This window comes from Limnoraphis robusta CS-951 (assembly GCF_000972705.2).
Genome location: NZ_LATL02000144.1, coordinates 16,302 through 28,089, shown reverse-complemented (window position 1 = coordinate 28,089; position 11,788 = coordinate 16,302). Strand labels below are relative to the sequence as shown.

Sequence of the window (11,788 nt, the reverse complement as noted above, 5' to 3'; positions counted from 1 at the left end):
CCCGCCCCTACATCATTCTGGGCGGGTTTATTGAGGCTATTTCTAACAAATATATATCTTTACAGAACCCGCCCCTACATCATTCTGGGCGGGTTTATTGAGGCTATTTCTAACAAATATATATCTTTACAGAACCCGCCCCTACATCATTATGGGCGGGTTTATTGAGGCTATTTCTAACAAATATACATCTTTACAGAACCCGCCCCTACATCATTCTGGGCGGGTTTATTGAGGCTATTTCTAACAAATATACATCTTTACAGAACCCGCCCCTACGGTGTTATGCGGCGACGGGTTTAACCCACGATAACACCGTTTCTACCGGACGAAACCCTACTGACTCATACAGATGATTAGCACCTGTGAGGCTTTGAGAGTCTACACTCAATTTAACAGTATCAGCCCCGATTTGTTGGAGTTGACGCATTCCTGCAAATAACATCGCTCGTCCTAAACCCATGCGTCGGAAACCCCGTCGAGTTCCCAACCATTCGATCCAACCTGTACGAATGTTGCGATGGGGTTGAGGTTTCAGACGACAGCTACACATCGCCGCAAAGGTGCCGTCGGGGGCGATCGCAATAATGTCTAATTCCGGTTGATAATCGGGGAGGGTATGCCAATATTTGACGGTTTCTGCGGTAATATCATAATGGTTCCAGTGATCAACAAAGGATTGATTATACATTTCAACCCAAGCCGGAATTTGATCGGGATTTTTTAAATAAGACAGTTGAAATCCTTGACTAAGTTCGGGTAAGGGTAAGGGTTGATTGAGCGATCGCTCTAAGGTCAAGAATTCTCGTTTAATTTGAAAGCCTTGTTGATTAAATAATACCGCCCGATCTACTTGATCATCTCGACTATCGGTTAACAGTCGTACAGGTCTATCTTTCTGTCTTCCGAGGCGTTGTAAGTGTTTTTCACTCCATTGAATTAACTCGGTTTCTAAGCCTTGATGTCGAACATCGGGATGCACGAATATCCACAGATTTCCATCAATTTGAGTGGTTGATTCTTGATGTTCTATTAAGGCTAAACCGATGAGTTTACCGTTGTAGTTTTCGATGAAGTAGGTATCACAATGGCGTTCTAAATCCGGTGAATTCAGAATTAGTTGAAATTCGGCTAGGGATACATCTTGATCTAAGCGATCATAGGCTGCACAAATATTGACTAAAGTGCTGATCGAACTTCGGTCTGTTGCTTTTTGGTAAGATCGTCTCGTTAACGTTGCTAACATCATAAGATTTTATTCGGTGTTACGAATGGTTTTGAGAATAGGGATTCGATTATCGAATTGAAAGCTATTTTTTCCCAGTTTTTGGGAAAATTGGTAATAAAAATCCTTCGGAATTGAGTTGAAATTTGCCGAAATACTCTCATTGGCTAAGAGAATTACCCGCAAACTCATTTCCTAAATTCCAAAAATATAATTGTGAAAAAGAGAACAACAAACTTCAGCAACCTTTCAAGATTGCCAAAAATTTAATGTTCTCAAGTTAGACACTCATAAAAAAATTGACCTGTTTTTAGGTTTCTTGGTTTTTCTCTAAATCGAATCAGGTTGAAAGGTGTCGCCAGTTCGACCTCTGGCTCCTGGAAAGCAACCGAACCTGATTTTTGTTGACCAAACGCTTAACTCTGCTAAGTAAAGAAGGATTCCACCTCCAAGGAGGGATTTACCCTTTTTCTAAAGGATGTCTTGTTTCTTTTGAGTTGATCGGAAGAAAGTCGTTAATATACTCCCCCCAAGCTTACTATAATCTCCACTCTCTGGTTTTGTCAAGGTCGAGTTGAGACTGAAGGCAAGGATCGAAGTATATGTTTTCAAAACCTATCCTTTTGAACCGACTTTTTAAGATAATTTTCTCATCAAGGCAAACAGCTTTTGAGCGGTGATTTCCCAAGAAAATTGTTGTGCTGTTTCTTTGGCTCTTTGACGAATTAAAGCTTGATTTTCATCATTCATCACTCGATGTAATTGTTGTCTCAAAGACTCAATTTTAGGTTCGGCCCAATGGGGTTTATTTTTAGGTTTAAAAAATTGAGTATCATAACAGTTACCGACGGGTACTAAATCATATTCAATCGGATAGCAGTTTGTTGGGTTCGCATATTCTGTCGGCCCGCCATAAAGGGGCATAATCACAGGTAAACCTGCGGCGAAAGCATCGAGAATTTTAATAGCAAATCCTTCCCCACGAAAGGGAGCAACAACGACATCTGAAAACCAATATAATTGGGCTAAATTCGTTTTATTTAGGAGTTTTCGGAGGATATAAATATTGGGCATTTTATCTCCAAATTTTCGACGAAGATTGACAACTATTTCGGTCACGTTTTGATTATTGCTTCCGCCATCTTTGATCACTAAAAGTACATGAGGATTTCCCAAAAATTCTTCACAAAATGCAGGTAAAAGTAAATCCGTACCAAACCGATATAAATCCCAGGAGTTTGTTAAATGTAAAAACCGTTTAATTTGGGGTGATTTTTGTTGATTGACTTGAGATTCTAGTTCTGAAGAATTGAAGAAAAGGGGATTTGCTCCCAAAGGTAAAACTGAAACCTCTGATTCGGGACAACCTGCTTGTAATAAAACTTGTTTACAATAGTGACTAACGGCTAATTTGTGATAGGAATTATGAAGGGTTGATTGCATCCAATCATCACAGGATTTAGAATTCTGGGAAAATTCATAATTGATGGCAAAAAGTTCAAAATTGAGATGACCTCTAAGCTGAATATTTCGCACCGTTTCCCAATAGTGTGACCATTTAATTTGAAACAGTTCTGAAGGGGATTGTTTCATCAAATAGTCTAGCAGCTTTTTCTCTTGATCACTGATCACTTTTAAAGCATCCCCGGAGATTTCTGAGGGTTCTATAGAAACAGGAACCCCAAGTTCAAACAGGGTTTTAGCTAAACTGAGCGTGATATCAGCAAAGGAATTAAAATATTTGAAATTGACATTAAAATGAACCATGAAAACAGTGACCATGAAGAGGTTTCAGTAAACAGTGAATAGGTAACAGATGACCAGGAAAAGAACTGATATAGCACTACGCATAACGGTTAGGACATTGGTAAATGCTGAAAATATTTTCTGCTGGCACTTTTGCCCTTCGGGTTCAGCAGTTGCTCCTTGATGGAAACCACCAAGATCGCACTGCTTCACCTCTTGCCTGTTGCCTTTTGCCTAGCGCGTAGCGCTATAACTGCATCACTGTAAACTGTAAAGACTTACTCAGTAGCTTGACCAATTGCCGGACGAACCAAAATTACAGTACAATCACAATTGCGAGCGATCGCTTCAGGAATATTACCCTGAATCACCTGTTTGAGCATCCCTTCACGACTGGCGCCTAAAACCACAACATCACAATGTTCACGATAGGCAAAATCAATCACCGCCTCGGGGACAAAATCAGAAGTAACAGCAGTCATTCTAACATTAGCATTCAATAGAGAACTCAACTCATCAGAAGTATCTTCCCAAACTCGTTTTTCAGGAGTCGTAATCGCTTTACTCATCACTTTTAACAGTCGAATTTCCGGTTGATGACTCAACTGCATCAAAGCAGGTAAAAGTTGTACTGCAACAGAGTCTTTCGGATCATCACGTAGGGGTACTAACCAACGTTGCCAACCTGACAAAGAATGTAACCGGAGTTTTCGTTTCGTATTAAAAGGATCAACCACGTGGGGCCATTTGACCAAAATTACTTCAGAACCCACCTGTCGGATAATCACATCAACGACATTCCCAAAAACGCGATCAGTCGTCGAAGATTTACCCTGCCAACCCATTAAAATCAAATCAATATGTCGCTCTTTCGTCGTTTCGAGAATGGCTTGAGCAATATCGTGAGTGACTCGAACTTGAGTATGAATCGGAATTCCCCAGGCTCGGCCCATTTGTTCAGCTTGTCGCATCAAACGCCGACTTTTGGTGAGTTTAACAGAGGTTTCACTGGGCGAACGATGACGGGGAATCGTAATCACATTCAGGCATTCTATCTCATAATTTCGTTCTCTGGCGATCGCGGCGGCAATTTCTAATAGAGCGGGTGCTGTTGTCGGGTTGTAGAGAGAAACCAACATCCGTCCTTTTCCGAGTTGAGGCGCTCGCGTTTGATAGACGATATAGGAAGGTTCAGGATGCAAACCCACCTGAGTATCTTCTCCACTAATCAAGCCCAATTCTGCTTTAATAATATCGCTGCGGGTGATAATTCCCACCAGATGACGACCTTCAACAACCGGGAGGCGACTGGGTTTATATTTAGCTAACAGATAAACCACTTGACTGAGCGTTTCCTCGGGAGCAATTGTAATCGGTTTAGCGGTCATAAACTTGCTTAAGGGAGTCTCCTCGGGCAAATTTTGCTTACTCGCATTGCTCAAATCTCTTTGAGTAACAATCCCAACCAGTTTGCCATCTTCAACAACTGGAAAGCCTCGATGTTGTGAACGAGAAAATTCTTGTCTAACTTCTAAGAACGTTTGATGAACGGATAGAGTTTCTACCTGACGCTGCATGACATCTCTGGCTTTTAACTGTTTCCAGGCTTGGCGCTCAAGGTCATCTTCTTTTAACTCAATACCACTTAATTGTAATAGGCGATCATAGAGAGACTGTTTATCAATTTTATCGGAGACAAAGTAGGCGACAATCGAACAAATCATTAATTGCAATACCAAGTTAAAATCTTGGGTAATCTCAAAAACAATTACAACCGCAGTAATCGGCGTGCGAGACACCGCACAAAAGAAAGCCCCCATTCCGGCATAGGCAAAGGTTGTCGAGGGTTCCAAGCCGACTAAGTTAAATTCCCAGATGCCAATCAATTTCCCCAAAGCCGCCCCCAAAACCAGCGAGGGGGCAAATAAACCGCCCGGTGCAGAAGAACTTGCGGCAATGGTTGTCAGGGCAAAATGAGCGACAAAGGCGAGGGCGATGGTCGTCCAGACAATATCCCCACGCAGTATTAGTTCTCGTAAACCTGCATTATTGCGAAATTCCATCGGCAAAAAAGAAACAATTAACCCACACAAAAACCCTGCTAATGCCATTCGTACAGGTAATCCTAAGCGAAAGGTTCGGCGGCTAAATTTTAGGGAAGAGACAATTCCTCGGCTAAATAGGGTGCCGAGTAAACCTGCGGTGATGCCTAAAATGATATAAAAGGGAATTTCACCCAGTTGTAGAAACGATTGCTCTGAGTAGCGTTGTAGCAGTGCTGCTGAGTGGGTTTCAAAGTCGGGATTTCGACCTTCTAAGATGCGGGAAACCACCGCCCCAATAAACGAAGCGATAATCGCAGGGCCGAGGGTGAGGCCGGAAATGTCGTGGAGTAAGTCTTCAACGACAAATAAAACTCCCGCAATGGGGGCGTTAAAGCCTGCGGCTAACCCGGCGGCGGCACCACAGGCGACAATTTGGCGTCTGTAGTTGGGGGAAGTCGGTACCCAACGCCCTATCCAAGCGGCTAAGGCGGCGCCGATTTGAACGGTTGGCCCTTGTCGTCCCAGGGTTAAACCGGAACCCATTGTAAACATCGTCCCCAGAAGTTTGGAGATGGCGACTCGCAAATCTAAAGAAATGGGTATTCCACTTAAAGCTGCTTTGACTTGAGGAACGCCGCTTCCGGTGGTTTCGGGGGCAAATCGTTCGACTAAAAATCCTGTTGTAAAGCCGCCTATTAAGCCGACAGCCGGTAAAAACACCCAAGTTGGTAGGGGGCCGTAGAGGGAACCATACATCCGCCATGACCCTAACCATCCCGCTCCTTCTCGTAAGAAAAAGGCTGCAAGTCCAGAAACTAAACCGATGAGACAGGCTTCAAGGATGGCAAAGCGTCTGGGAGAGTTGGGTTGTAGGACTTGAGTCGCGACAACTTTGAACTGTTTTGAAAGCTGTTCAGGAATAGAAATTCGCAACATATAATATTGAGGACTGGGGCCTATTGTCAGGATATCAGCTAGGATCAAGAGTCATGGGTTTGACTGTAGCCCACTTTTGAATCTAACAATGTTCGCTACAGACGGCTCTCTGGGTTCTTTAGAGTCAACAGTAACTCGTTTCGGTTGGGGGTGGTTGCCTATTCCTGTTATGTCGAACTCCGGTCTAAAAAAATGTTAAAATTAACCCTAACTGATTCATGCAAAATCGAGCAGCATAGATGCTCACCGGGTTGCAAATATTGGGGAGATAGGAATATGAGCAATATCGGTATGAACCGGATGCGGTTACAGTCCTACCACCAGATTAAACGTCTTATAGAATACCACGAACAACGCCATCGCATTTTATCAAAAAAAATTGATAAGCGAACGACGTGCAAATATAATGCTCATTCTGCTTTTTTGCTTTGTGCGATTAATCCCAGTGGCCCTTGTTCGGAGTGCCAGGATTATCATCCTAAATAATGTTAGTATCTCAACCTTTATCCTGAAAGAGCGCCTAGAATTTGGCTATTTATTTTGAGAGAAACACTCCCATTCTTTAACCTCAGCCGCCGATTGCGTAATTCTCAATAAAGGCTGTTGATTTTCTGGGTTTACCGCTTCTGTTTCTTGATCTAAAACTTCAACGACTTGGTTGTAAATTTCCTGGGCTTGTTGGGGGGAATTGCCAATACAGGTTAACCCCAATTTTCCAAATTCCGATAAACATCCTATTAAATGAAAGACGGTTCCAGTTTCTGTGCTGCTGTCAAAATGTAAGTGATGATCGGCGACAATATCCATTAAGTCATCGGGGAGTAATCCCTGATAGCGTTGACTCTGTAAATTATCAGAAGCCCTATAAAATTTTGGCTTTCCTTGTTGGCTATAAAATAAACCTGTTGAACAGTCATAATGTCCGTTGGTTAGGAGTTTTAAGGTCATAAACGGATGGGTTGTTCCTCCTCGACGCAAGTTTATTTCTATTGCATAAATCTCCCAAGCTTCATTCTCTCCATCATCCCGACGTACTGTTATAAAATCTAAGCCAAACCGTTCTAAAGCCCCTTTTTGTGCTAAGTTTTCGCCCACTTTTTGACCCATTTCTTGCAAACGCAATCGATAGGCTTGATCGGCTGGAAATCGACAGCCTTCAAAAATTTGACCATCTGGCCCACCTAAAATTTGGTCGTGAGTTGAGAGAATTTCAACAGTATTATTAGGATGAATTAAGCATTGAACACTGGGCGATCGCTTAATTTCTCCTTCGATAAAGGCTTCAACAATGGCTCCGAGATCGGCAATTCTATTCTGAAATTTTTCCCAGGTTTCATCGGGGGCTTGAAACCGCAATTTGGGTAAGCGATCGCGAATCGTTTTTAGGCGTTTTTGTCGGGTTAATTCTTCAATTTGAGGTAAATCTAATAACGCATTTCCTTCACCGGAAAATCCTTCATTCAATTTGACAACTAGACGTTTTAATTGGGGTTGACGTTCCCATAAATCTGTTGCAACTTCGACTAAATCTTCTCCGGTAAAAACTAAGGAACTCCCATCCGCATGAGGAATATTACACTCTGCAAAAATTTGCCGACTTCCGCTTTTGGTTCCCCAGTGTAGCAAATCGGGATCAGCCGCTAATAAAGGGATTCCTAATAAAACTGAAAGTTCTCGTTCAAAAGAAGTAGAATTGTAGCAAACCATGTAAGATTGTTTTGGACGCAAAACGTTAGCAATTCGTTCGATTAAACGGGGACGTTTGAGGATTTTTTCGGTGAGAGACTGGGAAGAACTATCATAAGTTGAAAAGAGTAATAAGCGATCGCGTGCATGAGGAAGTTTAATTCCCGGTATTAAATGCAAATAGTAATCGATGACACGAGGATGAATGGGTTGAGAGGTCACATAAATTAGACGAATTCGGGGGTTTCGCAAGCGAATTAATGAAAATAGCAATCGTTCCTCGTATAGATGAACACCGGGAATTTTTTGGAGTTGTTGTTGATCGAGGGTGACGGATGGAATCACTAAAACATCGTAGTCATCTAAACTTAGTTTATCTACGGAAACTTGCTGACGGAGTTGATTTTGTAGAGACTGAAATTGTTTAATAATCTCTTCTGAGGAACTGCTAGATGCTGACATAAAACCCCCCGAGAATCTGAATGAATATTTTAATTTTAGTTGAGGAATCGTCAGAAGATGTGGGTTTCGACAAGAATCTCAAACAATGGCTTAAAGTTTCTTCTCAAAATGCTAAGAAGTATAGATTCTTGGTTTTGCTCCTGAGTCACCCATCTGTTATTCTTGATAGAAATCTGTTTCTCCTGGTTAGCTGGTATCCACAGATAATGATTGAGTGTACCTGATCCGAGGTGAAAATGGCTATATAACTATGGACGTAGTTTCCACAGATCTCCCGGTTCAAAGATTAATTCGAGTTGATATCCTTTCTGTTCGAGGGTTTTTCGTAAGGAAGTTGAGGGTCGAAGGATGAAAACCCTTTTATATTTAGGAATCAAAGATAACTGGGGTTGCTGACTCATCAAGATAAATTTAACGTCTTTATCGAGTAAATAACTTAATGAAATTGTCTCTCCAAAATTAATATAGTTATCCCCTTGATCTGTGACAACATAAGGGAAATTAGGCACATTAATCTGACGAGCAATTTCTGGATTCCAATAGCTGAGGCTTTTAGACCACCAAGTTTCTGAATAAGCACTCTGACTCGCAGAAATAATGCTAGCAGTCAAACAAAGTGCTAACATTCCTCGCCACAAACCCACGCCATCAACCCATGAAAATCTACCACTATTAATGTGAACAGCAAATAAATAAGTTACCGCAAGTTGAATACCGGGAAAGCAAGAAACGAGATAACGAGTAACAGATGAACGTTGTCCTCCCATTAGTAAATCGGGTAAAACTAAAATCAGGAAAGGGACGAAAATTGAAGTGAGAATAAATTGTCGAGTCAAGGCAGGTGTTCGTTCACAAACTTGATACAAACCGATTAGAATAAGAGTTAAAAACGGTAGTCTTAAGAGATAAGTCCAAGGATTATTAAATCCCAAATCAATATCGATCAATAGGGAGGTAAAGCTGAGTATCCAATATTTGATTAAATCTAACAGACTGAGAGAAGCTTGAGTCCAATTGGTTGTATCGATTGCTCGTTGAAAGTTGGAAACGATCACATGAATCCAAGGACTGAATAAAATCACAGCGACAACTAAAGCACTGAAGAATTTGAGCAATAAATAGAGGGAGTCTTTTTTCAGTCGAGATGAAGAAATCAAGAGAAAAATATAGGCAAATTGAGCAATAATAGTTAAGCCAAAAAAAGGATGTGTATAGAGTCCTAACGTACAAGCTAAACTATAAAGCCCCCAAAATAACCAACCGCTTGAACGAATTGATTTGAGGAGTAAATAATTACTGGCAATGATGAATACAGTGAGTAAACCATATTGTCGTGCAGTTTGAGCATGGATAATATCAATAGGAGATAAAGATAAAAAGGCTGTCGCTAGTAAAGCTGTGAAATGAGAACCAAATAATTCCAAAGCTAAACCGTACATGAACGGTAATGCCAATAAACTCAATAATGCAGGTAAAAAACGAGATGCGGTTATCGAACTTCCAAAAATAGACATCCACCCCCGAGCCATGAGAAAGTAGAGCGGAGGATGTTGAGGATCATCGATAATTAAGGAATTTATCGTATCGATAAAGTTGGTATTAGGTTGAATGCGTTGGTAGTTTAGGAGTGAGGGGGCTGCAACAATTTGATTATCAAAAAATTCGGGATAAACTTTTGTGAGCGTCAATCCTGATACCCTAAAGTTGGTATAGACTTCATCATGCCAGAATACTTTTCGATCTAGTTCTATAAAACGAAAAACTACACCGATAAGAATAGAAATCACTAATAAAATGACAAGATATCGATGCCGAGTCCCTGTAAACAACTTATATCGAGAGAACATTTTTCAATCAAAAGTTACAATGATAAATGATACACTCTCCAATGCCGTCACGTTTAATTTTTAGCGTGTATTTCTCAGCATTGTTGAGAAATGAGCTTAGTTTATCATATTTTGGCAGATCTATAGAAGGGAGTGAGCCGTTTTTTAAGCTTCTTCCCCTGTGTTTGACTCTCAATCCTGTTTTTGATGAAAAAGTTCTGGCGATTGTCAATGAATAAGTGACTTTTCAAATCATGGATAGATTCAACAACGAACCAGGTGTTGCTGTAAAATTTTCATTAATTCTTTTTCATTCCAGGGTTTAGTAATGTAGTCATTTGAGCCTAATTGTTTTGCGAGTTTCCGATGACGCTCATTATTGCGGGAGGTGAGGATTAATACAGGCAGTACATCGCTTGAAAATTGACGGCGACAGTGACCTAAAAATTCAAATCCATTCATTTCTGGCATTTCTAAATCACAAATCACAATTGCAACTTGACTTTGTTTTTCGAGCTGTTTTAATTTCTTCGCTAATATTAGATTTTGGTTTAACTTGTGAACCGTTTAAGTTGACCTCTTCTTCATCGCTAACTTTCTCAAGTTGTTCATCTAAAAAGCAAAGATTGTTAAGTTTTTCGGTGTCTTCGAGAGAACATCCGAGTTGGGTTTCTAGTTGCTGTAAAATCGGAGAAATCGTGGCGATCGCCTGTTGATTATTATAGTCACCAGATTCGACTTTTTCTAACAGTGGAACTCGGAAACCATCAAAAGCTTGTAACAAAATTTCAGCCAACTCTGAACTTCTCAACTCCTGTAGAGATGTTTCATTAACTTCTTCTACCTGAATATCTTCTTCGTAAACTTCTTCTTGACTTCTATCTTTTGTCAACTCAATTAACGCTAAACTCAGTTTACCTCCTTCACTTCGATCCCCTTCTAAAACAGCTTTTTGTCCTGTCCAAAGATCGGTTAAAGCGACTTTTGAAATTTCTTGATAAGAATCAGGATAAAGTTGTAAAGCCTCTAAAGTGGTTTGAGCGATCGCAGTAAATCCAGACAAGTTTAACATACTCCCCAAAGTTGCTAACACCTCAAATTGAGCGTGTAATTCTTCTTGAATATTTTGAGGAGGAGAAGCCAATAAATCTTGAATACGGCGTAAACCCGCAGGAACTTCTTGATCAAATAGAAACAGCGTCATATCCATTTCTAGGGGAACTTCAGGAAGTTCAACCGCTTCTTCGAGGAGATATCCGAGTTTAGCTTCTAGATTCTCAACAATCGGTTGAACCCGAGTCAAGGGGCTTTCTTCGTCACAGTAACCCGTTTCAATTTGTTCAATAATCGGTGATTTTAAACAATCAAAAGCCTGTAAAAGTAATTCTTCTAATTCTAAATCAAAAACCGTATCTTCTGGATATAAAGCTCGAATCCCATTTTCTAATTGATGAGCAATTTGTTGAATTCCCATCAAACCCACACAAGCCGCTCCCCCTTTAATTGAATGAGCCGCCCGCATCAGTCCATGAAGTTTTTGAATGTCATGGGATTGAGAAAGATTCATCAATCCCTGTTCTAAAATTTGTAATAATTCGAGAGATTCTTGTACAAAAAATTCGTAAGATTTATCCTGAGTAATCGTTGACATATTCCTCTTTAAAATAGGTAGTATAGTAGGGAACAGGGAACAGTTTATTCAGTGAGCGTAGGGGCGGGTTCTGGGAAAATCTATATCTTCTTAGCAACAATCTACATAAACCCAACCTAAAAATTATCAGTATTCTGAACTTCTGAACTCCTAACTGTTCCCGGTGAGGGGGCGGATTAATACAATACCATGTCTGGTTGATTTATTCTGT

The 11,788-nt window shown here is 40.7% G+C and carries 8 protein-coding genes; 1 reads left to right on the top strand and 7 read right to left on the bottom strand.

Annotation, left to right across the window (positions count from 1 at the left end):
* Positions 1–283: 283 nt before the first annotated feature.
* The 3 genes from WN50_RS12930 to WN50_RS12920 all read right to left on the bottom strand — a co-directional run bounded on the left by WN50_RS12930 (position 284) and on the right by WN50_RS12920 (position 5,952).
* Complete coding sequence (locus WN50_RS12930) at positions 284–1,249, bottom strand: GNAT family N-acetyltransferase (protein ID WP_235440946.1); 966 nt, start codon at positions 1,247–1,249, stop codon at positions 284–286.
* Between the two features lie 612 nt (positions 1,250–1,861).
* Positions 1,862–3,007 (bottom strand): glycosyltransferase family 4 protein, encoded by a 1,146-nt coding sequence (locus WN50_RS12925; protein WP_235440945.1) that lies wholly within the window; start codon positions 3,005–3,007, stop codon positions 1,862–1,864.
* 242 nt (positions 3,008–3,249) lie between these two features.
* Positions 3,250–5,952 (bottom strand): chloride channel protein, encoded by a 2,703-nt coding sequence (locus WN50_RS12920; RefSeq protein ID WP_046277099.1) that lies wholly within the window; start codon positions 5,950–5,952, stop codon positions 3,250–3,252.
* A gap of 276 nt (positions 5,953–6,228) precedes the next feature.
* Between WN50_RS12920 and WN50_RS32210 the strand changes: the two genes are divergently transcribed.
* A complete protein-coding gene (locus tag WN50_RS32210; protein WP_072075580.1) occupies positions 6,229–6,438 on the top strand; it encodes a DUF6464 family protein in 210 nt (69 codons plus the stop codon).
* Positions 6,439–6,483: 45 nt separating this feature from the next.
* Here the strand turns inward: WN50_RS32210 and WN50_RS12915 are convergent, their stop codons facing one another.
* From WN50_RS12915 to WN50_RS12895, 4 genes are all read right to left on the bottom strand, one after another.
* Positions 6,484–8,100 (bottom strand): peptide ligase PGM1-related protein, encoded by a 1,617-nt coding sequence (locus WN50_RS12915; protein WP_046277100.1) that lies wholly within the window; start codon positions 8,098–8,100, stop codon positions 6,484–6,486.
* Between the two features lie 248 nt (positions 8,101–8,348).
* On the bottom strand, positions 8,349–9,947 hold the full coding sequence (locus WN50_RS12905; RefSeq protein ID WP_046277102.1) for a glycosyltransferase family 39 protein: 1,599 nt from the start codon (positions 9,945–9,947) through the stop codon (positions 8,349–8,351).
* Positions 9,948–10,190: 243 nt separating this feature from the next.
* Entirely contained in the window at positions 10,191–10,397 is a 207-nt protein-coding gene (locus WN50_RS12900) for a response regulator (protein ID WP_235440944.1), read from the bottom strand.
* Between the two features lie 7 nt (positions 10,398–10,404).
* A complete protein-coding gene (locus tag WN50_RS12895) occupies positions 10,405–11,577 on the bottom strand; it encodes an Hpt domain-containing protein (protein WP_046277104.1) in 1,173 nt (390 codons plus the stop codon).
* Positions 11,578–11,788: the final 211 nt, after the last annotated feature.

Coding starts and splice junctions, on each gene's coding strand:
- WN50_RS12930 (WP_235440946.1), bottom strand. CDS start 1,249: ATGATGTTAGCAACGTTAACGAGACGATCTTACCAAAAAGCAACAGAC.
- WN50_RS12925 (WP_235440945.1), bottom strand. CDS start 3,007: ATGGTCACTGTTTTCATGGTTCATTTTAATGTCAATTTCAAATATTTT.
- WN50_RS12920 (WP_046277099.1), bottom strand. CDS start 5,952: ATGTTGCGAATTTCTATTCCTGAACAGCTTTCAAAACAGTTCAAAGTT.
- WN50_RS32210 (WP_072075580.1), top strand. CDS start 6,229: ATGAGCAATATCGGTATGAACCGGATGCGGTTACAGTCCTACCACCAG.
- WN50_RS12915 (WP_046277100.1), bottom strand. CDS start 8,100: ATGTCAGCATCTAGCAGTTCCTCAGAAGAGATTATTAAACAATTTCAG.
- WN50_RS12905 (WP_046277102.1), bottom strand. CDS start 9,947: ATGTTCTCTCGATATAAGTTGTTTACAGGGACTCGGCATCGATATCTT.
- WN50_RS12900 (WP_235440944.1), bottom strand. CDS start 10,397: ATGCCAGAAATGAATGGATTTGAATTTTTAGGTCACTGTCGCCGTCAA.
- WN50_RS12895 (WP_046277104.1), bottom strand. CDS start 11,577: ATGTCAACGATTACTCAGGATAAATCTTACGAATTTTTTGTACAAGAA.